Source organism: Methylobacter sp. BBA5.1, assembly GCF_000746145.1.
GTDB classification, from domain to species: Bacteria; Pseudomonadota; Gammaproteobacteria; order Methylococcales; family Methylomonadaceae; genus Methylobacter; species Methylobacter marinus.
Window position 1 is genome coordinate 62,376 of the sequence record NZ_JQKS01000017.1, and the last position, 22,899, is coordinate 85,274.

At 51.6% G+C, this 22,899-nt stretch carries 28 protein-coding genes; 23 read left to right on the forward strand and 5 right to left on the reverse strand.

The window, feature by feature from the left end; genetic code table 11:
- Nucleotides 1-22: 22 nt before the first annotated feature.
- Nucleotides 23-712 (forward strand): response regulator transcription factor, encoded by a 690-nt coding sequence (locus EK22_RS11685; RefSeq protein WP_020161405.1) that lies wholly within the window; start codon nt 23-25, stop codon nt 710-712.
- Nucleotides 696-1,961: a sensor histidine kinase gene (locus tag EK22_RS11690; RefSeq protein WP_051961866.1), complete on the forward strand. Its 1,266-nt coding sequence runs from the start codon at nt 696-698 to the stop codon at nt 1,959-1,961. Before EK22_RS11685 ends, EK22_RS11690 begins: the two co-directional genes overlap by 17 nt.
- A gap of 113 nt (nt 1,962-2,074) precedes the next feature.
- On the opposite strand, the gene EK22_RS11695 is transcribed toward EK22_RS11690, so the two are convergent.
- A complete protein-coding gene (locus EK22_RS11695; protein WP_020161403.1) occupies nt 2,075-2,275 on the reverse strand; it encodes a hypothetical protein in 201 nt (66 codons plus the stop codon).
- 196 nt (nt 2,276-2,471) lie between these two features.
- Between EK22_RS11695 and EK22_RS11700 the strand changes: the two genes are divergently transcribed.
- Together EK22_RS11700 and EK22_RS11705 are read left to right on the forward strand one after the other, a co-directional pair.
- On the forward strand, nt 2,472-3,182 hold the full coding sequence (locus EK22_RS11700) for a phosphatase PAP2 family protein (RefSeq protein ID WP_051961867.1): 711 nt from the start codon (nt 2,472-2,474) through the stop codon (nt 3,180-3,182).
- Nucleotides 3,173-5,095 carry an LTA synthase family protein gene (locus EK22_RS11705; protein ID WP_036251123.1) on the forward strand — a complete coding sequence of 641 codons (1,923 nt, stop codon included), beginning with the start codon at nt 3,173-3,175 and terminating at the stop codon, nt 5,093-5,095. Before EK22_RS11700 ends, EK22_RS11705 begins: the two co-directional genes overlap by 10 nt.
- Nucleotides 5,096-5,386: 291 nt before the next feature.
- Here the strand turns inward: EK22_RS11705 and EK22_RS11710 are convergent, their stop codons facing one another.
- Nucleotides 5,387-6,154 (reverse strand): Crp/Fnr family transcriptional regulator, encoded by a 768-nt coding sequence (locus EK22_RS11710; protein WP_020161400.1) that lies wholly within the window; start codon nt 6,152-6,154, stop codon nt 5,387-5,389.
- 487 nt (nt 6,155-6,641) lie between these two features.
- Between EK22_RS11710 and EK22_RS11715 the strand changes: the two genes are divergently transcribed.
- The 14 genes from EK22_RS11715 (at nt 6,642) to EK22_RS11780 (ending at nt 14,400) form a co-directional block, all read left to right on the forward strand.
- Nucleotides 6,642-7,112, forward strand: coding sequence for a septal ring lytic transglycosylase RlpA family protein (locus EK22_RS11715; RefSeq protein WP_036251126.1), 471 nt, complete (start codon nt 6,642-6,644; stop codon nt 7,110-7,112).
- A gap of 504 nt (nt 7,113-7,616) precedes the next feature.
- Nucleotides 7,617-7,970, forward strand: a complete 354-nt coding sequence (locus tag EK22_RS11720) for a BON domain-containing protein (RefSeq protein WP_036251128.1) — start codon at nt 7,617-7,619, stop codon at nt 7,968-7,970.
- A gap of 83 nt (nt 7,971-8,053) precedes the next feature.
- Complete coding sequence (locus EK22_RS11725) at nt 8,054-8,605, forward strand: ferritin-like domain-containing protein (RefSeq protein WP_020161397.1); 552 nt, start codon at nt 8,054-8,056, stop codon at nt 8,603-8,605.
- Nucleotides 8,602-8,928 (forward strand): BON domain-containing protein, encoded by a 327-nt coding sequence (locus EK22_RS11730; protein WP_036251131.1) that lies wholly within the window; start codon nt 8,602-8,604, stop codon nt 8,926-8,928. The genes EK22_RS11725 and EK22_RS11730 overlap by 4 nt, the downstream gene beginning before the upstream one ends.
- Nucleotides 8,925-10,070 (forward strand): PQQ-dependent sugar dehydrogenase, encoded by a 1,146-nt coding sequence (locus EK22_RS11735; RefSeq protein ID WP_235209315.1) that lies wholly within the window; start codon nt 8,925-8,927, stop codon nt 10,068-10,070. The genes EK22_RS11730 and EK22_RS11735 overlap by 4 nt, the downstream gene beginning before the upstream one ends.
- A 137-nt stretch (nt 10,071-10,207) precedes the next feature.
- Nucleotides 10,208-10,414 carry a hypothetical protein gene (locus EK22_RS11740; protein WP_152565086.1) on the forward strand — a complete coding sequence of 69 codons (207 nt, stop codon included), beginning with the start codon at nt 10,208-10,210 and terminating at the stop codon, nt 10,412-10,414.
- Nucleotides 10,415-10,550: 136 nt separating this feature from the next.
- The gene (locus tag EK22_RS11745) at nt 10,551-10,808 is read left to right on the forward strand and encodes an ElaB/YgaM/YqjD family protein (protein WP_020161393.1); all 258 of its coding nucleotides are present in this window, start codon (nt 10,551-10,553) and stop codon (nt 10,806-10,808) included.
- Between the two features lie 461 nt (nt 10,809-11,269).
- A complete protein-coding gene (locus EK22_RS11750; protein ID WP_020161392.1) occupies nt 11,270-11,668 on the forward strand; it encodes a BON domain-containing protein in 399 nt (132 codons plus the stop codon).
- Between the two features lie 21 nt (nt 11,669-11,689).
- Nucleotides 11,690-12,214 (forward strand): hypothetical protein, encoded by a 525-nt coding sequence (locus tag EK22_RS11755; protein ID WP_036251133.1) that lies wholly within the window; start codon nt 11,690-11,692, stop codon nt 12,212-12,214.
- Nucleotides 12,215-12,247: 33 nt separating this feature from the next.
- Nucleotides 12,248-12,682, forward strand: coding sequence for a DUF2383 domain-containing protein (locus EK22_RS11760; RefSeq protein ID WP_020161390.1), 435 nt, complete (start codon nt 12,248-12,250; stop codon nt 12,680-12,682).
- A 167-nt stretch (nt 12,683-12,849) separates the two neighbouring features.
- Nucleotides 12,850-13,170 (forward strand): hypothetical protein, encoded by a 321-nt coding sequence (locus tag EK22_RS24930; protein WP_020161389.1) that lies wholly within the window; start codon nt 12,850-12,852, stop codon nt 13,168-13,170.
- Nucleotides 13,171-13,276: 106 nt separating this feature from the next.
- Nucleotides 13,277-13,555, forward strand: coding sequence for a DUF883 C-terminal domain-containing protein (locus EK22_RS11770; RefSeq protein WP_020161388.1), 279 nt, complete (start codon nt 13,277-13,279; stop codon nt 13,553-13,555).
- 3 nt (nt 13,556-13,558) lie between these two features.
- Complete coding sequence (locus tag EK22_RS11775) at nt 13,559-13,981, forward strand: phage holin family protein (protein WP_036251136.1); 423 nt, start codon at nt 13,559-13,561, stop codon at nt 13,979-13,981.
- Entirely contained in the window at nt 13,978-14,400 is a 423-nt protein-coding gene (locus tag EK22_RS11780; RefSeq protein WP_020161386.1) for a hypothetical protein, read from the forward strand. The genes EK22_RS11775 and EK22_RS11780 overlap by 4 nt, the downstream gene beginning before the upstream one ends.
- 690 nt (nt 14,401-15,090) lie before the next feature.
- On the opposite strand, the gene smbP is transcribed toward EK22_RS11780, so the two are convergent.
- The gene (gene smbP, locus EK22_RS11785; protein WP_036251138.1) at nt 15,091-15,399 is read right to left on the reverse strand and encodes a small metal-binding protein SmbP; all 309 of its coding nucleotides are present in this window, start codon (nt 15,397-15,399) and stop codon (nt 15,091-15,093) included.
- A gap of 93 nt (nt 15,400-15,492) precedes the next feature.
- The gene (locus tag EK22_RS11790; RefSeq protein ID WP_036251234.1) at nt 15,493-15,951 is read right to left on the reverse strand and encodes a PRC-barrel domain-containing protein; all 459 of its coding nucleotides are present in this window, start codon (nt 15,949-15,951) and stop codon (nt 15,493-15,495) included.
- 312 nt (nt 15,952-16,263) lie between these two features.
- Between EK22_RS11790 and EK22_RS11795 the strand changes: the two genes are divergently transcribed.
- From EK22_RS11795 to EK22_RS11810, 4 genes are all read left to right on the forward strand, one after another.
- Nucleotides 16,264-17,193 (forward strand): hypothetical protein, encoded by a 930-nt coding sequence (locus tag EK22_RS11795; protein WP_027147550.1) that lies wholly within the window; start codon nt 16,264-16,266, stop codon nt 17,191-17,193.
- Nucleotides 17,194-17,401: 208 nt separating this feature from the next.
- A complete protein-coding gene (locus tag EK22_RS11800; protein ID WP_020161381.1) occupies nt 17,402-17,965 on the forward strand; it encodes a hemerythrin domain-containing protein in 564 nt (187 codons plus the stop codon).
- A gap of 532 nt (nt 17,966-18,497) precedes the next feature.
- Nucleotides 18,498-18,878, forward strand: coding sequence for a four-helix bundle copper-binding protein (locus tag EK22_RS11805; RefSeq protein ID WP_051114377.1), 381 nt, complete (start codon nt 18,498-18,500; stop codon nt 18,876-18,878).
- A gap of 457 nt (nt 18,879-19,335) precedes the next feature.
- Entirely contained in the window at nt 19,336-20,679 is a 1,344-nt protein-coding gene (locus EK22_RS11810; RefSeq protein WP_235209317.1) for a right-handed parallel beta-helix repeat-containing protein, read from the forward strand.
- 166 nt (nt 20,680-20,845) lie between these two features.
- On the opposite strand, the gene EK22_RS24265 is transcribed toward EK22_RS11810, so the two are convergent.
- Complete coding sequence (locus tag EK22_RS24265) at nt 20,846-21,142, reverse strand: hypothetical protein (protein WP_036294834.1); 297 nt, start codon at nt 21,140-21,142, stop codon at nt 20,846-20,848.
- A 242-nt stretch (nt 21,143-21,384) separates the two neighbouring features.
- On the opposite strand from EK22_RS24265, the gene EK22_RS11815 reads away from it, so the two are divergent.
- Entirely contained in the window at nt 21,385-22,743 is a 1,359-nt protein-coding gene (locus tag EK22_RS11815; RefSeq protein WP_051961869.1) for a right-handed parallel beta-helix repeat-containing protein, read from the forward strand.
- Nucleotides 22,744-22,899 lie beyond the last annotated feature (156 nt).

The following is a 22,899-nucleotide window of genomic DNA, read 5'->3' on the forward strand; positions in this document are numbered from 1 at the left end:
TAACTGCAAGACGCCTGACGTTATGCGTTTACTTATTATTGAAGACAACCAGGATCTATGCAGCGAACTGGCCGATTTTCTTGAGCTTCAGGGCGATACGATAGATACCGCGGCCGATGGGGTTACCGGTCTGCATCTGGCCGTGGTCAATGAGTATGATGCGGTTATTCTGGATTTGACGCTGCCGGGCATGGACGGGTTGGAGCTATGCCGGCGCTTGCGCCATGATGCCGGCAACTGGGTGCCGGTGTTGATGCTGACCGCGCGCGATACCTTGGAAGACCGGCTTAGCGGTTTTGAGCACGGTACGGATGATTATCTGGTTAAACCTTTTTCATTGCAGGAATTAAAGTGCCGGCTTGATGCATTGGCGCGCCGCACTGCCGGCCTGCACCAACCGACGTCATTGAGTGTCGGCGATTTGCAGCTGATGCCCGAAACGCGCGAGGTCAGAAGGGCCGGGACGTTGATCGAGCTGACCGCGATTGAATTCCAGATCCTGGAATTGCTGATGAGGCAATCGCCCAAGGTTGTCTCAAGGCCGCATCTTGAATACAGCATCTGGGGCGATAGCCCGCCCGACGGGGAAGCGTTACGCGTACACATTCATCATCTGCGCCAAGCTATCGACAAGCCATTTTCCACTCCATTGCTGCATACCATTCGAGGCGTGGGCTATCAATTGAAGCAAAGTCATGCCGTATCGGCATAAGCTAAGATTCCGGATATTCCTATCCTATCCCTTGCTGGGGCTGTTGTTGAGCGCGTTGATGGTGGCGTTCGTGATTGTGGCCTTTGATTCGCTGGAAAGGCAAATGATAGGCTCTTATCTAATCGGGGAGTTGGATCATTTCATCCAGCAGGCGGAGCGTAATCCGGCGCTGTCGATGCAGGCGTCGAAAAACTGGATTATATATAAAGAGGCAGGCGGCAAGTTGCCGGATGAAATCGGCTTTCTGTCGGGCTATCCGGAAGGCATTCATGACGTCGATCACAATCGGCACAGTTATGATGTCGTGATCAAGGCGTATAACTCGGCCCGATATTATATAGTCCACGACGATACCGGTCTGGAAAGGCTGGAATACAAGCTTATAACGTATCTGTTTGCCGCCGTCGTCATTATTCTGTGGATGTCCGCCTGGTCCGGACTTTGGCTTTCCAAAAAAGTCATTGAGCCGATATCGACGCTGGCTTCGCGTATCCGGACATTGAATCTGGAAAATTCCTCCGATTACATATCAGTGGATTACACCAACGACGAGGTCGGCATGCTGGCTTTGGAATTCGATGTCTATAAGGAACGCCTGCAGGCGTTAATCCAGCGTGAAAGAGAGTTCACCGGCAATGCCAGCCACGAATTAAGGACCCCGCTGGCCATTATCATGGCCGCCGCCGAGGGATTGTTGCTGCGCCCCGATCTGCCCGATGATATCAGACTGCGCGTAGAGCGGATGCAACGTTCGGCCACTGAAATGAAAGCACGCCTGGCGACTTTGCTAAGCCTGGCCCGCGGCCCCGTGTCCATGAATGAAGCAACCGATAAAACCGAACTGGTTGCGATCATTGACCGTTTGACAGAGGAACACAGGAATTTGTTAAGCCCGCAGGTACAAGTCATCAAGAAATTTAACGGATCGCCCCGCATTAACGCTTCGCCGCCGGTTATTTCGATGTTGATGGGTAATCTGATCAGAAACGCGTTTACTTATACCCGCCAGGGCAGCGTGACGATTTCCCTCTACGAAGATGCGTTTGTGGTCGCCGATACGGGGCAGGGTATCGATACGGATGAATTGAACCGGATATTCGAACGGGGCTATCGGGGGCAGGCCAGTCAGGGCAGTGGCCTGGGGTTAGCTATTTCCAGGCGTATTTGTGAATATTACGGTTGGCAGCTGAAAATCGACAGTGTTAAAGACGAAGGCACGCAAGTGCAATGGTTGTTCAGCTCGGATTAAACGGTTTGATGGCTTCGGTTCCCAAACCGAAGGTTTGGGAACCGGTGAAAAGCTTTGTCGCTTTATCGATAGTTGTTCACAGGCCTATCGAAAAATCGAACCTCCTCGGATTATTATAATGCGCTTTCAGCTTTTTTATTGACGTCGTGGCCAACAGCATAAGCAGAGTTATTGGCATCTTCCGCTATTAATCTTTTCGCAGTTTCATATTTTCCACTCTCGGAGCCTTTGACAAAGAATATGACGGCAGCAAAAACAACAACACCAACGCCAATCATCAGCCAGAAATTATCTTTCTCTTGATTTTCAATCATTTTATGTACCTTCAGAATATATGAATATTTAAAAATGCTGTTAAGAAAACCAGCGGGCTAACTATAACATAATAACCATAAAAAAAAAGTGGTTTTTTGTGCGTGCTTACAATTAACGCAAAATTAACACTGCGTTAACTTTTGTTTAACCCTGTCTTTCTTAAACTGTTGCCTTTATTACCGAAGGAAACAGGATTTGCTGGAACCGACCAAGCTAAATTTTGATAAGTTTGTCCTTGTCCATTTCATCATTCCGTTGTTGCTGTTTGTGCTTGTGCTTGCGGTCCTGGAGTATTTCCATGTGGATTTATGGGTCGCCGGGCATTTTTATAATGCCGGCTTGCACCAATGGCCGCATAAGGAAAGCTGGCTGACCGAAAACGTCCTGCATGTCGGCGGCCGCTATTTCACGTACTTGCTGGCAGTCGCGGTTGCGCTCTGTTGGCTGATTTCATTGCGGGCGGATTCAGCCTTTTTTCGTTATCGCCGGCATCTGCTTTTTTTACTGATTTCGGGTATAAGCGGGCCACTGATTATCGTGTTGCTGAAAAATCATACCCATATTTATTGTCCCTGGAGCCTTGAGTTGTTCGGTGGCGATAAACCCTATGTGCGGCTATTCGATTATGCGGGCGGCAATCTGGAAGTGGGACATTGTTTTCCCGCCGCGCATGCCGGCGCGGGATTCACTTTCCTCAATCTGTATTTTTTCCTGTTGCTGGTGAAACCGGACTACAAATTTTACGGGTTATGTTTTGGCCTGGTCCTAGGCATGGTCTATGGCATCGCCCAGCAGATGCGTGGCGCGCATTTTTTAACGCATGACTTGTTCGCGCTGGCCGTGTGCTGGTTTTCTTCATTTGTATTATTCATGCTGTTTTTCAGGAAGCAATTGCAATGGCTGTAGTAGCAAGATTATTTGAGCAATCGCGGTTTTCCGGTATTTTGCTGTTTTTATTGATTAACCTGGGCGGTTCCGCCCTGCTCAGGACCGCGTTGCTGATCAGGCAACTGGCGGACCTGGATGTTTCGTTTTATTCGATAGCCCTGGTTTTTCTGCTGGGCATCGTTAACGACCTGGCTTTTTTCAGTTATCTGATGATTCCTTTCGCGTTGTATTTGCTGGTGCTGCCGAACGCGGCCTATCAGAGCAAACTCAACAGGGTCCTGGTTTTTGCCGGTTTTTTCGTCAGCTTATACGGCCTTTTTTTTGTCGAGATGGCGGAGTGGACGTTCTGGGATGAATTCGGCGTCAGATTTAACTTTATTGCCGTCGACTATCTGATTTACACCCATGAAGTGGTGCGCAATATCATTGAGTCGTATCCGCTGGGCAAGATTCTGTCAGGGATTTTTATCGTGACGGCCGCCTGTTTTCTGGCAATGCGAAAACTGCTGGCGAAGAGTTTCAAAGCCAGCGAACCGTTTCTTTCACGGCTGAAAATCACGGCTGCTTTACTGAGCCTGCCGCTGATCAGCTATGTGGGGGTCGGGCAGTCGGCGCATCAGTTTTCCGCCAATACTTATCTGAATGAACTGGCCGCCAATGGCCCTTACCAGTTTTTCGCGGCTTTTCGGAATAATGAACTGGATTACCGGCATTTTTATAAATTGGGCGATGACCGGCAGTTGTCCGGCGTCATCAGGGCAAAACTGGCCGCGAATGCCCACTCATCCGACAAAGAGCTGTATAACATCAGGCGAACGATCAAACACGCCGGAGAAGAGAAACACCTGAATGTGATTCTGATTACGGTCGAGAGCTTGAGCGCCGAGTTTTTAACGCAGTTTGGCAATACCGAGCACATTACGCCGTTCATGGACGAATGGTTTGAGCAAGGCCTGTTGTTCACCAACTTTTACGCGACCGGCACGCGCACGGTCCGCGGGCTGGAAGCCTTGACGCTGTCGATTCCACCGACGCCGGGGCAATCCATCGTCAAGCGGCCTGACAACGGCAACTTATTCAATCTGGGCCATGTGTTCCAGCAGCGCGGTTACGATACGGCGTTTTTATACGGCGGTCGGGGCTATTTCGACAATATGAACGCGTTTTTTGCCGGCAACGGCTATCGCATCATCGACCAGACTGATTTTACCGACGAGGAAGTGACCTTTTCCAATGCCTGGGGGGTATCGGACGACATTATTCTCAAGCGCACGCTCAAGGAAGCCGACAGGGATTATCAAAACCGCCGGCCGTTTTTCTTTCAGATCATGACCACGAGCAATCATCGGCCTTATACCTATCCCGAGGGCAAAATCGATATCCCGCCGGGCACCGGCCGTACCGGCGGGGTCAAATATACTGATTACGCGCTGCGGGAATTCATCGGTCTGGCCAAAACCAGGCCCTGGTTCGACGATACCCTCTTCGTCGTGGTGGCCGATCATTGCGCGGGCAGCGCGCGCAAGGTGGATCTGCCCGTGGACAGATACCATATCCCGCTGTTCATTTATGCGCCCAAGCAAGTGCCGGCCAAGCGCAACGATATCCTGTCCAGCCAGATTGACGTCGCGCCGACGATTTTGGGGCTTTTGAACTTCAGCTATGAAAGCCAGTTTTACGGCCGCGATCTTATGCGCCTGCCCAAAGACGAGGGCCGGGCGCTGATCAGCAATTACCAGAAACTCGGTCTGGTGAAAAACAATAAGCTGGTGTATTTGTCCCCGCAGCAGAGGATTGATGTGATAGAGGACCCCTTGGGCGCGCATCGGCCCGTCGAGATCGACTCAGCGGTCCGGTTGATCGAGGAAGAAATGGCTTATTATCAATCGGCCGATTATATCTGGTCGCACCGATTAAACCGCTATCAATAGATGAGGCTGTGAAAGTAGGGGATCAGCGTGTCAGAACGATTCTTTACAGAATGCTTTCACAGCCTCTTTTCCGGTCTAGCCTGAATATTTCACCACGAAGGACACGAACGCTATCCAAGGATGGAGGCGGTAGAATTGCGTCTGGAACAGCAATCGAGCACACGAAGGCTTAGCAATTCAATTACTTGCAAATATTTCATAATGAGTTCATGAAGTTATCGGTGAGAATTGGTAATGCCATGATTTTCTTCGTGTTCTTCGTGTTCTCTGTGGTTTTATGAAATATCCGGGCTAGCGAGCGTATTTCAATGAACGAAAGTGGTCCTGAATCTGAGTGTGGTCCGAAGGCAGCAGGCGATCAAACTCCTGCTTGACCACCTTGTAGCATTCGCAGACCCGCTGTTCCAGTCCCGGCCTGTCCTGGATGGTGATATGCCCGCGGCTATACTGGATCAGGCCGGCTTGCTGCAGTTTTCCCGCCGCTTCCGTGACGCCCTCGCGGCGTACGCCGAGCATATTGGCGATCAATTCCTGGGTCATGGTCAGTTCATTCGAGGGCAGCCGGTCCATACTCAGCAATAACCAGCGGCACAGTTGCTGGTCCACCGAATGATGCCGGTTGCAGACCGCCGTTTGCGAGGTCTGCGTCATCAGCGCCTGGGTGTAATGCAGCAGCAATTGGTGCAGCATGCCGTAACGGCGCCCGCCGGAGCGGTTGAATTCCTGTTTGAGTACGCTGCCCTTCATGCGATAGGCGTGTCCGGCGCTTTGCACGACCGCCCGGTTGGGCATGGTTCCGCCGCCCATGAACAAGGCCACTCCAACCATGCCCTCATGGCCGACCACGGCAATTTCGGCCGATGCGCCGTTTTCCAGCACATAAAGCAGGGATACGATGCAAGTTGTCGGGAAGTAAACGTGATACAAAGGATCCCCGGACTCGTACAGTGCTTCGCCGAGCGGCATGGGAACCAGTTCCAGGTGCGGCGACAAGCGTTCGAAGATGAACGGCGGCAGCGCATTAATCAGATAATTTTGTCGTGGGTTATGTAAAGACATAATGTAATTCGGTCTCTGTTAAAATTGCGGGGCATTGTCCGTTAGCTATCAGTTGAGAACAATAAGCAAGAATACTTAATGCTATGATTTATTAAGGATTTTTTAAGGTAACTGCAAAAAATCCAAGCGTAATTCCGGGTGCTCGGACTCAAGTAAAAACCCATTTCAACCTGTAGAGCCTGTTAGAAAACCAAGGTTCAATGAACGATTATCTGTTCGACACCGTACAGACCTCCTTTCAAACTTCAGATATCTTTTTCCGGCTAAAAATTCATTAAAGTTAACAGTCAGGACTTACGCAAACCCGTGGGGGCGACTTCGCCTAAAGCGCCTACTGTTGGCAGTCGCCTCTTGGGTCTGAAATGGGCGACTACCCTAAAGGGCATAAATAAAGTCGCCCCAACAGGTTTTAGAACCGCTTGTCTCGACGGTTGAACAGGCAAGCTGCGTAAGTCCTGACAGTGATTTTTCAAATAGCAGGATGACCATGTTTAAGCCCGGAAAGTTTTTTTATCACGGCTTACAGGCCGTGCTGATCTGCAGTCTGGTATTGTCCGGGTGCGCCAGGGAAGAGACGGACGGCCAAGGCAAAAAAAATCAGGACGCGCCCCGGTCGACCTACCAGGAAGTTGGCGAGGCCTCCTGGTATGGCCCCGGGTTTCATGGCCGGGAGACCGCCAGCGGCGAGATTTTCGATCAGGGAAAAATGACCGCCGCCCACCCCAGCCTGCCGCTGGGGACCGAGGTTGAAGTGACCAATCTCGAGAACAGGAAAAAGGTCGAGGTCGAAATTACCGATCGCGGACCTTATGCGAAGGATCGGGTGATCGATCTGTCCAGGGAGGCGGCGAAAAAGCTCGATATCAAGGAAGACGGCGTCGGCAAGGTCAGGATTGAGGCGACTGAACCGATCAGGCAGAGCCCGTCAAGCAAGGCCGGCAAAGAAACAGGCGAGTAAAGCAGGCAAACAATCCCGCCCGTCAAAATGCTTCTTCCTGGCCCCCACTCCCGCCAGACGAAATAATGAGCGAAAAGTCACTTATGTTCGACACCGTACGGACGTCGGCTGATTTTAAACCTAGATTTATTCTAGGTCATGCATTACAGCCAGTCTTTGCGACAGAGCCTGATTGTCTGCCGAAATAACTGATCTTTTCTGGTATGGCTTTTTTGTCAAGGAACAGGCATGAAATAACCTGAGCATTGTCTGCCTCTACCGCGGCTCCCGGTCACTGTTCCACTGCCTGCGTTCATGCAGGCCCACGGCGGTAAGGGGAACAGAAGGATGAGGTTATTTTGTGATTGTTCCTGGCTGGATGGCATGGGTTAACCGTGTCAGTAACAGCGAGGTCAGCCTGACGCATTGCCGTTTCGCTGCGAGGGTGTGTGCCATCTAATATCCGGGTATCAATCATGATCGAATTGCCCGTCATCACTTTATTATTCATCTGGAGAATTAGCTATGAAACAACTTACCAAATACTGCTCAGCATTTTTTCTAGCGCTGTTGTTGACCTGGGTAACCGGTTGTGCGTCCACGGATGAAGTCTCGGATACCCGGGCCGAATCAAGCCAAACCCCCGGCGCCTACATTGACGACAGTATGATTACCACCAAGGTAAAGGCGGCCATTTTTAACGAGCCCGGCCTGAGTGCTGCTGAAATCAATGTGGAAACCTATCAGGGCGACGTGCAATTAAGCGGTTTTGTGGCATCCGAGGAAGATGTCACCCGGGCGGTTGAGGTGGCTCAACGGGTCGAAGGCGTCAGGTCGGTGCAAAATAATATGCAGGTAAAACAAAGCCGCTATAGATAGGCTTGTCAGACTGCGGGCCACTGCTAAAGCGGTGGCCGCGGATTTTCAACCAACAGACGATTTTGCCTCTCAGGGAGGGCGATATGTCAAAAAAAACTCATTTGACCGATGTCCAAACCTTGCGCGCGCAGGCACGCCAGCATATTGACAACGGTGCCGTAACAGCCGGCTATGCGGCGGATGCCAAGACGGTCATCAAGCTGCTGAATGACGCACTGGCCACGGAACTGGTCTGCGTATTGCGTTACCGCCGCCACTATTTCATGGCCCAGGGCATTCAGTCCAAGGGCATCGCCGACGAGTTCCTGGTGCATGCCAATGAGGAACAGGGCCATGCCGACCAGATTGCGCGGCGTATTGTCCAGTTGGGCGGCGAACCCGACTTTTCGCCGGACAGCCTGTCCGGGCGCAGCCATGCGGAGTACGTGGAGGGCAACTCCCTGGTCGATATGATCAAGGAAGACCTGGTGGCCGAACGCATTGCCATCGACAGTTATCGCGAGATGACTCAATACCTGGGCGACCGCGATCCGACCACGCGCAACATGCTGGAGGACATCCTGGCCGTGGAAGAAGAGCATGCCGACGAACTGGCCGATTTGCTGCAGGGACGCCTGGCGGAAGTCAGTTCATGAAACTGGCGCGCCCGGCAACGCTGTTTGCGCTGTCAGCCGCGTCAGCGCAAGTTGCCGGTTGCGGGTATGTCGAGCTGGTCCGGCTGTATTTCCAGGAGCAGGAATATCAAAAAGATCAGGAACTGATCGCCAGGGTCAAAGGCGCCTTGCTGGCCGATCAGGCAATCGGTGATGCGCCGGTTCAGGTCGAGGCCTATCTCGGCGCGATCCGGCTCAGCGGCGCGGTGCCGTCAGCGGCCGGTAAACGGCAGGCGGAAGCGATCGCCGAACAGGCCTGCGGCGTGGAGTCCGTGGACAACGACCTTATGGTGCAGGCGCCATGATGCGGCATCATGGCGTATACAACAGACGGTCATGGCCTGCCAGGAAGATGGCTTACGCTTGCATGGCCATGGTGCTGGCGTTAATGAATGCCTGCTCCCTGATGCCCGGCACGAAACTGGAGCGCATAGCGCTGCCGGCCGGCTTCTCCATTACCCTCTATGAGGACGACGTGCCCGGCGCGCGGACACTGGCGTTCGGAGACAACGGCACACTTTTTATCGGCACTTACAAGCAGGGGAAGGTCTATGCCATCCCGGTTCGCAGCGGCCGGAAAGGCGAAGTGCGGGTCATTGCCAGGGATCTGCAGGACCCGCATGGCGTCGCCTTCAGGGATGGCTCCCTGTATGTGGCCGAGCGCAGCCGCATATTGCGCTTCGATGATATCGAGAAGCACCTCGACCAGCCGATGCCGCCCGTCGTGATCTATGATCTCGGCCTCAAATATGCGCATCACGGCCTGCGCGTCATGCACTTCGGCCCCGACGGCAAGTTATACGTGTCGATTGGCGTGCCGTGCAATATCTGCATGCCGGAAGCCGACCGGTACGGCGTCATCATCCGCATGGACCGCAACGGCGGAGGCGCCGAAGTGTTCGCGCGCGGCATACGCAACTCGGTCGGTTACGATTGGCATCCGGAAACGCACGAACTGTGGTTTACCGACAACGGCCGCGATCTGTTGGGTAACGATACGCCACCCGACGAGCTCAATCATGCGCCCGTGATGGGGCTGCATTTCGGATATCCCCATTGCCATGCCGGCGAGTTGTCCGACCCGGTTTTCGGCCTTCGCAATCCCTGTTCCGATTTTACTGCGCCGGCGCAAAAGCTCGGGCCTCATGTCGCGGCATTGGGCATGCGCTTTTATACGGGACGCCAGTTTCCCAGTCCGTACCGGAACCGTATTTTTATCGCCGAACACGGTTCCTGGAACCGCAGTCCAAAGCTGGGCTACCGGGTCAGCATGGTCACGCTCGGCGACAATGACGCGGTGACTTACGAACCCTTCGCCGAAGGTTGGCTGCAGGGCAATTCCGCCTGGGGACGGCCGGTTGATGTCATCGTCGCGCCGGACGGCGCCCTGCTGGTTTCAGACGATAAGCGGGGGGCGATTTACCGAATCAGCTACACCGGTCCCTGAGCCGCTGTATTCAGCGCAGGGATTCAGCGGCAGCCGCGCGGTAATGAAGAGGCGCGCTTCATGCTCTTATGTGCGTTATCGTACTGACGGTAGGGCATTTTATTCTTAATATGTTAGTTAACATGCATCACAGAGAAATGACGCAGGAAGCAACGGAAAAAATAGCCTTGATGACAGCTTTTCGTTATGACGTTTTTGTTGATGAGTCGCTGATGGATGCAGTGGACGAAATGCCGGCATTAAGGAGCAACAGTTTAGAGGAGACAGATCATGGGCAAATATGTGCTTGGATGGTTACTCGGTGTACCAGTGTTTGTGCTGGTCATCATTTATTTGATTTTTAATTGAGATGATTACGCCAGAAGGTTTTGAACGCTGAACTTCGGCGATCGGAATCGGGCCAATAGCATGTGTCGCATAGAGGGCACTTTTTCGAGATCGTTGATGATCTTATAACTTTAATCGATATAGGAAACCATTATGGAAACGACAAAATCAGGCGGTACAGGTGAAACGGTTGAACGCGTCAGAGCCGGCGCGCATGAAGCGGTGGAAAGAGCCGCTGAGGTAAGCCACAAGGCCGCGGAAACCATCAGCGAGAAAAGCGAGCAAATGAAAGATGCTCAGGAACGGTTGATGGAGCATGCGCGTGAGTATGTCCGCGAAAACCCGGTAACATCGTTAGGCATAGCCTTGGGCAGCGGCTTCATCTTGAGCCGTCTGATGGGCCATCGCTAGAAAGCCATGCCCGCATGTTTCGAGAAAGAGCGGTAATCCGTAAAACAAAAAGGAAGCGATGAAACCGGGCGATTATGCACCTGATGCTGTCGCTGAGCCATAAGGCCGATTAAGTGGTTCGCGTCCTTTTTGACCAGGGTATCAATTAACAATCATGCCGACAACGCGTCAGGTTATGTTAATGGTGGTGGCGCTGCGCAAACACGCAGTGTCATCACAGGTAATGCCGGTAATGGATCAATGTACGTTGATTCGATTAAGACATCGCCAATGCTTTTTCTCCTGACATCGTACCCGGACCCTTTATTTCAGAGCCGGGAACAGCACGCGGCTCAGCTGATGTGTTAGCGTCAAATGCTATGTTCAGGTGATTGGGTATTGTTCAGTAAAGGGATAAGGTTGGCAAGGAGCGCAGGGTAAGCCTTGAAAATAATTACAATTTTTCTTTAAGGAGAATCACTATGTCAAAACGACTACCATTACTGACCCTGGCGGCGGGCTTAATGCTGATGACCGGTCTAGCCAGCGCCGAAGGAACGACCGAACGCGAAAGAATCGGCAGCCCAGCTGAAAACACCGAACGCAATGTGCGTGATGAGGGCGGTGCGACTTTAACGCCTGAGGACCAGCTCGAAAATGAGAGCGATCTCCAGATCACGGCCAATATCCGCAAAACCATTACCGACGATGAATCGCTGTCCGTCAACGCGCACAATGCCAAGGTGATTACGAGAAACGGCAGGGTATCCTTGCGTGGCCCGGTCGATAGCGCAGCGGAAAAAACCAGGCTGCAAGCCATCGCTCAGCAAACGCCGGGCGTGAGTCAGGTTGATAATCAACTTGAAGTCAAAGCCAAGTAATCGCGGGTTAAGGAGAATGTTATGAACAAATCAGTCTTTTGTATCGCGCAAACGAATGACCAGGTGGAACATATCATCAGCCAGCTGAAAGCGGCTGGTTTTGATAATGACGATATTTCCGTGCTATTGCCGGACAAAACCAGCGAGCATGAATTCGGTCATGAAAAACACACCAAATCGCCGGAAGGCACGGCTATCGGCGGCACAGTCGGCATCGGCACCGGCGCCATCATAGGCTGGCTGGTCGGTATCGGCACGCTGGCAATTCCTGGCCTTGGCCCGTTGATTGCCGCCGGGCCTATCATGGGCGCTTTGAGCGGCGCGGCCGTGGGCGCCGCCACCGGCGGTCTGGCCGGCGCCTTGATCGGCCTGGGGATTCCTGAATATGAGGCCAAACGCTATGAAGGCCGGATTCAGGGCGGCAATGCATTGATTTCCGTCCACACGGAAACCTCAGAGGCACGCTCCCAGGTCAAGGACATTTTCGAGCAAGCCAATGCCGAAGATATCTCGACAACGGGTGAGGTTGAAGCGCCGCATCATTAAAGAGTTTAGTTTTAAAAACCCGAGGAGGTTGGTATGCAAAACATCGATAAAGTCGAGAAATTACTGAAGAATGAATTGTCCGCGGCAGAGACCTATCATCAGGCATTGGAAAAGTTTGAAGAAGAGGCGCAGCGCAAGGAAATTGCCTATTTAGAGCCGATTTATGAAGAACACACCTCTGCCGTCTCCGAACTGCAAGAAAAGATTCAACAAATGGGCGGCACGCCCACCAGTGATTCAGGCATATGGGGTTCATGGTCGGAAACGGTGATGAGCGGTGCCGAAATGCTGGGCAGGGATGCCATGTTGAATGCCTTGCTGGCCGGAGAAAGAAACGGCCTGGAAGATTATGAACAAGCGGCGCAGGATCCTGATATCCCTTCGGATGTCAGTGCGTTGATTGAGACCAAACTGCTGACTTCACAGCAAGAGAATATTCGTGCGCTGAACCGGCTGCTGCAGAGTTAATTGAAGTGTATCGGATTGAGCGCTTTCAGGATTCATGGATAAGCCGGGCATAAAGCGCCAACCCAGCCAGCATGGCGTTTCAATTTGCTTTTGAGTAATCAGGCAATCGCCAGGGGAAAAAACTGACGGTCTTATTTTCGCGGTTTAAACCATCGTTAGAGGTTAATATGAAGATTCTTAATGTTGCTACGAAAAAATTGTGGTTACCGTTCGTTCTCGGCGGCGGCCTGGTCTGGGGCGCCCAGATGGCGCAGGCCGAAGGCATGGGCGGCACGAGCGCTACCGGGGAAGAAGGCGATGTAACGGAATATCCGACTTTTCAGGAAGTCGATAAAAATGGCGATCACTATGTAACCAAGGATGAATTGGCCGATCATCCTGATTTGCTCAAGCATTTCGATATGGTTGATGCCGGCAAAACCGGCAAGCTGGAAGAGCATGAATACGGCAACCTTATTTTGGAGAAGGCGCAGTCAAGAGGTAGATAATCAATCTCGGCACTGTGTTCGCAAAACATCCACTTAAGGTTCCGTTAGGTTCTGTTTTTTTAAAGGTTCTTGCGATCTTAAAACAATCTCAACGAAGGTAACCATTATGGAAACTATAGACAAATTATCAAGCACCGCGGATGAGGCAGCCGAGAAAATCGCCAGCGCCGCAGAAGAGGCGGCCAAGAAAATTGCCAGCGCCACCAGTCAGGCTACCGAGATGCTCGGCGAGAAAGGCGAGCAGTTAAAAGAGCTGGAAGAGAAACTTGTGGAAGATGCCCGCGACTACATCCGCGAGCACCCGATCAGCTCAATGGGCATCGCGCTGGCGGCCGGCTTCATGCTGAGCCAGTTGACGACGCATACTTTAGAGCACAGGAGATGATAGATGGCTATCCGTACCCCAGAGGAAAGGCCGGTATACTCATCCGCCGCTTCCAGCGAGCCGGTTAGCCATCCTGACTTGCTGGAGGATGTCCGGTCGCTTTGGCTCGAGTTGCGCGGGCTGACCCACGATCATTTAAAACTGGTCACGCTGGAGGCCAGGCGCGCGGGCCGGAGCCTGGTAAGCATGATCGCGGCGGGGGTGATCATGGCGGTCATGCTGATCAGCGTCTGGTTCGGGCTCATGGCGGCTGCCGCGCTGGCGCTGATCGAGAGCAATATGGTGGGCGATATAGAGGCCATACTGCTGGTCGCCGCCGCCAATCTGGTGGCCGCGCTGCTGCTGTTCTGGTTTATTCGGCGCAAAAGCCATTATTTACTGTTCCCTGAGACCATCCGCAGTCTTCGGGATAAGGAGATCTCATGAAACCGGATAAAGACATTCATGATGCAACAGAGGATTCTGGCACGTTAGCCGAGCAAATCAAAGAGATTGAACACCGGATTATGAGCCGGCAACAGGGCGTCCATGCCCGCACCGATATTCTGGTCAAGGATTTGCACCGGCAGATGACCTCGCCGGCAACATTGCTGCTGGTGGGCGGTGTCGGATTCATTGTCGGCGAGCTTACCAAGCGCCCGCCCAAAAAAGAGCGCCAAGCCGCCGCCAGGGCGGATGCCGATGTCACGCCTTTAAAAAAGGCGGTGAATCTCATGTCCTTGCTGCATAGCTTCTATCAGGCGTTACCGCTGGTCTGGATCATGGATGTGCTGTTTCCGGAAGATGCATCGAAAGCCGGCGCTTCCGCCAGCGGCGTTAAAAAAAGCCCCAACCAGCCCGTGTAAAGTGGATCGCCGCGCCCACGGCAGGACAAGGGGGGGCGCCTTCGGGCACCTGCGTGTAGCCGTTTATGGACAGCCTGTCTACTTTTTTCCGGTGCGGCCCGCCCCAACAAAGCAGGCCGATTGTCAGCATAAAGCGATCTTCTCTTCACACCGTTATTGTTCTCGATTTTCCGGCCAGGGTTTGCCTGGCATCCATGCCATGGCATCTTTGGATTTATAGACACAGGTGAAACAACCAAAAAAAACCCCGGAACTACGGACCGAGGCCATGTTCACGCCGAGACATGCTTGCGTGACAGGTGGTGGTAGGAGGCACCCCAAAAATATGTTCAGTTTGTCGAACAGCGTAACGCTTGATATGGCGCGGACCATGTGACTGCGTGTCAAATGCACTGTCGGCTGGTCTGCCTTCCCCCTAATGATCATTCCTGTCGAGGTGCCCGCCAAAGTACGCCAAGAACATGGCGCTTTTTGACTACGGATAGTCTCAGGGGGCTACCGGTGAATTCGCACCGGCGCGGGCATTGGCACCAGGGCGCTTTCGCCAAATGAGGCTCAAACGCTCCGGTGCTCAGATGCGGCAAGCGGCGTACACGCGCCCCGCGTTCACATCAGTCAAAATTTCCACCAACAGCGATTCGACATAAGCGCTGCCGTTTACTCTTTTCAAGAAAAAAATGAATAGTAAGTTTATTGGGAGGCCTTAAGGTGTTCTTCCGCTTCTTTAGCGGCTTTTTGGGCCATGTCATCGTGGCCCTGATTGCCATGATCAATGGCTTCTTCCAGGCTTTTCAGACCGGCGTCCAAATGTTCATCGGCGATTTTGGCGTGTTTTTGCGCTTCTTCGGCATGCTGGGCGACTGACTTTCCATCCTTTGCCTTAGCAGCCATCATGACGTGCTTAATGGCTTCCTGCAGATGGTTTTCTCCCGCGTAAGCGGCAACAGAGCCCAGGCTCAGCGCGATGCCCGCCGATAATAGAGTCAATTTTATATTCATATAGATACCCTTCCAGTTGTTTTTTATTTTAAAAAAACTCTCGTTCGGACGAGAGAGGAAACCACGCCGCCGGGACAGCGTGGCATTGAATAACTAATGATGTGTAGGGCCGGATTCGCTTGAATACGGTTGCTGAATAGACTCAGTTGTATACGGCTTTGTTCCATAAAAGGAATGGACTTCTCTAGACCAGGTCTCATCCGCCATATCCGGCCAGCGGTCCTTGTCGAACCCGGGCGCCGATTCCAGGCGTTGTTTGTCGACATCCAATGTGAAACGTTCATTTTTGGTATCCAGCTTTAACGCATCCCAGGGTACCGCAAACAGTTTTTCGCCCAGCGTCAGAATCCCTCCGAATGACAGGACGGCGTAAGCCACTCTGCCAGAAGCCATGTCCAGCATGATCTCCTTGATATCACCCAAATCCTCGCCTTTGGTATTGTAGACATCATTGCCAAGCAGTGTGTCCGCCCCCATCAATCGCGGGCCGGGGCCTGATTTATCCAGTTTGCCCTTGTATATGCCATAGGTATCGCGATCTACATAGCTCATGTTCGTCTCCTCATAATGAATTTCAATATAGCCGGAGCGGTTATTCTCCAGCACTTGCTGTAAGAGGATACCTACAGGTTTGGAAATAATCAGTTCGGTTGCGCACATAAAAAAAGAAACCGTGGCCAGGGCCGATTACCGGTGACTTATGTTCGTCAGCGTACTGACATGAGCGGCATTTGCAACTAAGCTCCAATCATCTGTGGAAGAGGGCATTCAGCTCCAAAGAGTTGCTATCGGACATTGCGCAGTTAGCAGTCGCTAGAGCAGATGCTCGGCAATTTTCATTAACTGGATTCGGAGTACATGGTTATGAGCAATTTATCCTATGAACAAATGCAGGCAAGGTCCGGTATATCGGCTACTCAGAGACCCGGCCGGACGCGATGGATAAAACGGGTGTCCTGGGCGTCGGTCTTTGCCGGCGTGGCTGTCGCCCTGGGTGTTCAGGTACTGTTGAGTATGCTGGGCACCGGCATCGGCATGAGCACGGTCGATCCGTTGTCTGCCGAAGGCACGCCCAGCGCGAGCGCATTCAGCGTCGGCGCCGGGTTATGGTGGGTGGTCTCGAGCTTTATTTCGCTGGTGATCGGCGGCTGGGTTGCGGCTCAGTTTTCCGGCTATCTGCGCCATCTGGACGGTTTATTGCACGGCCTGCTGGTTTGGGCGGTGACCACGCTGTTTACGATTTATTTGCTGGGCAGCGCCATCAGTTCGATCGTGAGCGGCGCCGGCACTGTGTTGAGCGCGGGTGCTCGCGGCATGGCCGAGAGTACCTCTTCAGCGCTTTTACGGGACGATATCCGGGAAGATGCGATGGTGCTGCTGTCCAATCAGCCAGGCGCGGGTTCGCAACAGGCAATCGACCCAATGACCGGCATGCCTATCCCGGCAAGACCTCGCTCCAGCGTGATGGATCCTGAATTCAGCATGGCTCTGGAACGGTTTCTGACGGCGGAAGATGAGGATACCAGGATCAGCAATCGTACGACTTTGATCAATCTGCTTGTGACGCGTACGGGTATGAGCATGGATGAAGCGGCGAATCGGGTAGACACTTGGAGCAGTGCCTATCAACAGGCTGAACAGCGAGCCCGGGAAGCGGCCGATAGCACGGCTAAAGCGGTTTCGTGGTCAGCCTTGTGGGGCTTTATCGTGATTCTGCTGAGTGCCATAGCGGGCGCCTTGGGCGGTATTGCCGGAACGCCGATCCCGGATGAAGAGTACCCGGAGGAGGTTTAATCCTCTATTCAGTGGTGCATGTGCCACATTGACATTTTTACCGCGAAGCGCACGAAGCGACAGTCCGCGGCACGTCTTTACCACGGGCTGTCTTTATCAGCACAAAGCTGCAGGCCTTGCATCCCGCCGGGTTGTCAATGGCCGTAAACAGTATTGCACGACTGGAATCCGTTTGTTTTTTCCAGCGTTAATTTAAGGGGAGACCGTTATGAATCAGGCAAAGAGACAATCGGGAGAGCATGGCGGCGGTGAACAGAACGCGATTGCATTGCTCACCCAGGATCACAATAAAGTAAAAAAGCTGTTCGAGGAATTTGAAATGCTTAAGGAAAGCGAGGAAGCCGAGGACGAAAAGCTGGAGATCGTGCAGGAGATCTGTCTGGAGCTTTCGATCCATGCCCAAATCGAAGAGGAAATTTTCTATCCGGCCGCCATCGACTCGATCGGCCAATTGGATATCATGGATGAGGCGATCGTGGAGCATGCCGCGGCCAAGGATTTGATCGATCAATTGATAACGATGGCACCCGAGGATGAGCATTTTGACGCAAAAGTCACGGTGCTCAGGGAAATGGTGGAGCACCACATTAAGGAGGAAGAAGGCAAGATGTTTCCGCGGGTCAGAAAAGCCAATATGGATTTGGCCGCGCTAGGCGGGGAAATCACTCAATTCAAACAGAATCTGCAGATTGATATGGGCTTACTCAGCAGCGTATCGATGAGCAAGGACAAGCCGGCTAGCGAGCAAATGCAGCGGGGCCAAAACCGCTAGCCTGGAAATCGTGAGGCCCGTTTTTCGTGCCGGAGCCTCGCGCTCAACCGCATTCCGAATTTTCATTATTTTCACTGTCGTGACGCACAGACAGAGGGTTATGCCGTCCGCCGCTCCGGGCAGGCATTGTTCACTGGCCAGTGGGAGCGATGCCCACATCGCGACCGGCCGGGCGATTTTAAATCGAGATGCAGTCATCGCTCTCACGGAAACGGCCTTAACCTGAAGGGATATCAGTGGTTATTTTCAGCCGAATCCGCTCCTACCGGTGCCTGAATCAATTGTCTACGTAATATCAGATCTTCATCTTCGTTGCTTGACATGGGACCTGCCGGTTAGATGCTTATCGAAAAATCCGGCTTACCTATCGCAAAAAATGATTTATGTACGGCAACGCACCGACTGCAAATGCTGTTCGGGTTAAATTAATTATCAGGTTTAAACGTAACGCGCGTGGCGAAACCTGGTGTTCTAGCAAAATAGCGCAGCCCTTTGAGGCTGCGTTTGTCTTTCTAATTTTGGAGAATCGACCATGTATACCAGTCAATCAGAGCAAAGAAAAACCTCAAGCCCATCCTATCAATCCATGCAGTCATGCATCGAAATGTGTACCCGCTGTTCCCAGGTCTGCCGGGAAACCGCCATGAACCAATGCCTGGAAATGGGCGGACAGCATGTTGAGCCGGAACACTTCCGCCTGATGATGAATTGCGCCGAAATTTGCCAAACATCCGCTAATTTCATGCTCAGCAGTTCACGATTCCACAACCGTACCTGCGAAGTCTGCGCCGAAATCTGCGAAGCCTGTGCCATGGACTGCGATAGCATTGGCGATATGGAGGAGTGCGCGTCTACCTGTCGTGAATGCGCCGACAGCTGCAGGCAAATGGCCGGCATGACCACGCAGCACTGAATTTAAACGGCACAGCATGTCTGTTCGGCCCGGGTTGCGTCATCGCATTGGGACCATTAAAAAATATCAGAAACTTAGCCACAAACCGGCTGTGCAAAATTACTCGTGGCCTCAGGGGCAGTTGAGTTAACGGAAGGGCGGTCAAGCGCCCTTCCATCATTTACCCGATCCGTTTGCTTGCCGGTGCTTCCAATCTTCGTTCGATAATCCCATTCTAGTCCGCAAGTCCCGCATGCCGTTTTTCCGCGGCGCATTTGATGAATGTGACGATTGGCTGCTCAATATCGGATCTTGTTATCTATGAAATTGAGCGGTAGTGCCGGAATGAGCGGGGCACATATCGATTTATTGCGATGTTCCCGTTTTTAGCGGACTTGCGTCAGTTATTATGTGATGCGGTTAGCATTTTTAGATGACATTCGCTTCTACAATGTTTTTCATATTAGGAGTGATTATTATGAAAAACATACAAAAAATATCGAATGCATTAGCTATAACGCCGAAGTCAGCCATCGGCACGACTCAGGACGACTTTGCCGGCACCAAGCCGTCTTGGACTATGCTGAAAAGAAAATACGCTGTTGTTTTTCAGGCAAGCCCGTTGTTGCTTTGCCTGTTCTCCAGTCCAGTCCTGGCGCAGAATTATTATGTCTGTGACAATGGATCGGATAGCAATTTCGGTTCCTCACCTTATGAACCTTTAAAAACCTTTGATTACGCCATGACGAAGTTCGGCCGTTTAAATGCCGGTGACGCCATTTTGTTTTGCCGGGGCGGGACCTTCACATCCTCTTACCCTCGATTGTTTAATCAATACTGTACCCCGGACGTGCCTTGTACCCTCGCCGACTATATACCCCCGAATATCTCGCCTATGGATGATCATCCCTCAATTTCCGATCTGCCGGTTATTACAAGTAGCGGCGCCAACGGGGTGTTGAATTTCCAGGATGGCGGTCCGGCCGATCATGACGAAGGCTATGTGGTCAGGAACCTGTCGCTCAAGGGAAACGGCAGCGGTAACGGCATTTTCCTGTTCAACGACGTGGATTACGTAACCGTTGAGAGCGTGACTATCGATGGCTTTTCCCTGGGGATCTATTCCGCGGGCGCCAATGCCCCCAATCCCGGCGCCAACCAGGTTAACGAACATATCGTATTAAAAAACTCCACCATCATTAACAATGCAGGTGGGGGGTGGCTCGGCGGCTGCAATGACTGCGTAATTGATAATAATCAATTCATCAATAACGGCTTTGCCAGAAAACTGAATAACCATAATATAAAATTTGTCGGCCATAATTATTATGGCATTACCATTTCCAATAATTTTCTGAACAAATCAACTCTTGTCAACGGTAAATGCGCGGGCACCTCATTAGCGGTGCATGGGGTTGTACAAGACTTGACGATTGAAAATAATACGATCTATGAAGATATCGGCGCCGCCGAACAATCGTGTTGGGGTATCGGCGTTTATCCTTGGTCTACGGTTGATGAATCCTTTAATAACCTTATGATTGCCGGCAACAGGGTGACCAACGTCGGCAATGTGGGCATCGGTTGCGCTTCCTGCACGGATTTGCAGATCTTGAATAACACCATAACGCATTCCCAGGACTTCGGTTTTGTCGGAATCAAGGTGCCCGTTAGAACGGAGGATACCGTTAAGTCCGACAGGATAATCATTACCGATAATTATATTGAGCTGCTGAACACGAATAAGAAGAGCAAGCAGGGTATTGTCGTGCCTGCCGCCGGCGATGTGAACATAGGCTCGAATGATTTTTTCCTCCGATAAGGAATGGATACCATCCCATATAATTTTACTGCCCTATCGATGCTCGACAGGATGAATCTGGCGTCTTAAAACCCAAGGATGGGTTTTCTCCCTAAAAAACCCGCTATTCGACGCGAGGAATCGACAGAAATAACCGTCGCGGCTGGCTGCATTTTGTCAAACCAGATCAAAATTCTCCGATATTGCTCCTGAAATTCATCAGGACGATATTTTTCAATGGCTTATCGATCATGATGATCCAGTTGAACAGATAGAGCTGATAGTAGATAGATGCGATTTTGAATGTGCGGCAGCGCACGGACTTCCGCATTTTTTGCGTCTTATCTTTGAAGCGCATACTAGCGTTATGGTCTGAGAGAATGTGAAAGCGTGTAGGCTGGGTTGGAGCTTTGCGGAAACCCGGCATAAAGGGCTTCGAAATGCCGGGTTTATCAACCCAGCCTACACCCTGCGTTTTCGACATTCGCCACATCCCTGTGGCTTAGCGCGTAGGCTGGGTTAGCGCTTTGCGGAATCCCGGCATAAGAGGCTAATTCATCCACAGTCTCTAGAGTGCGTATTTTGATTTATTCCCCGATGTATTGGCGGTCTTGCTGTTTTTAACGGACAAACACAAACCGCCCGGCAATCACTATGTGATGCGGTTAGACATTGTTTTTTAGATCACATTTGATTTGTACAATGTTCTCAATTGAGGAAACTATTATGAACGCGACAGACAACGTATCGAAAGCAATCATTGAAAACCCGTTGACGGCTATCGGATTGAATAAGGATGGTCTCGCCGATATCAAACGGTCATGGGATATGACAGAAAAATGTTCCTCTATGCTTAAAGCCGGCCTGTTATTCCTTTGCCTGTTTTCCGGGGCAGTACAGGCACAGAATTATTATGTTTGTAATAATGGCGACAATAGTAATTCCGGCCTATCGCCTTTTGAACCATGGTCAACCTATGATTATGCCATGTCGAAGTTTGGCGCTTTAAATGCCGGCGATGCCATTTTATTTTGCCGGGGCGGGACCTTTACTTCCTCTTATCCCCGGCTGTTTAATCAGCACTGTACTCCGGATGCGCCTTGCACAATAGCTGACTATATACCTCCAAACGGACCTTCCGGGAACAATAATTCTTCAAACAGCAATTCCTGTACCGACATATTGCCTGTAATTTCAAGCAGCGGCGCCAACGGGGTATTGAATTTCCAGGATGGCGGTCCGGCCGATCATGACGAAGGCTATGTGGTCAGGAACCTGTCGCTCAAGGGAAACGGCAGCGGTAACGGCATTTTCCTGTTCAATGACGTGGATTATGTAACCGTTGAGGGCGTGACCATCGATGGCTTTTCTATCGGTATGTATTCCGCGGGCGCCAATGCCCCCAATCCCGGCGCCAATCAGGTTAACGAACACATCGTATTAAGAAACTCAAGCATCATTAATAACAAGGGACAAGGGTGGCTGGGCGGCTGCAATGACTGCCTGATACATAATAATAAGTTCACTAACAATGGGTTCGAGCGGAAAATATTCAATCATAATATCTACATTGGGGGTAAAGATAATTATGGCATTACGGTTTCCAACAATACGTTATATAAAGCCGCTATCGTGGAAGGCAAATGCTATGGGGTTTCCCTGGTGGTTCACGGTGTGGTAACGGATTTGACGATTAAAAACAACACGGTTTATGAAGATCTTGGCGCCGCCCATCAAACCTGCTGGGGCATCAGCGTTGATCCGGGCTATGCTTCAGAGGAATCGTTCAGCAATGTGGTTATCGCTGACAATAAAGTAACCAATGTCGGCAATATAGGCATCGGTTGCGCTTCCTGCACGGATTTGCGGATTATAGACAACACCATAACGCATTCCCAGGATTTCGGTTTTGTCGGAATCAAGGTGCCCGTTAGAACCGAGGATACCGTTAAATCCGACAGGATAGAAATCACCGGCAATTACATTGAGCTGCTGGATACGAATAACAGGGGCAAGGAGGGTATTGTTGTGAATGTTACCGGCGATGTGAACGTGGGATCAAATGAGGTCATTATCCTGGAATGATCCCATAATTGCTGGTCGATATTGCACCGACTATTTATTTATCCCGACGTAAGCTGCGTACCGCGGTTGTTCACGGTCTATGCGTTTTCGTCGGGAGTCGAAAAAAATCGCTTTGATAAACCCTTGAATCCAATACCGGTAGATAACCTGAATTCG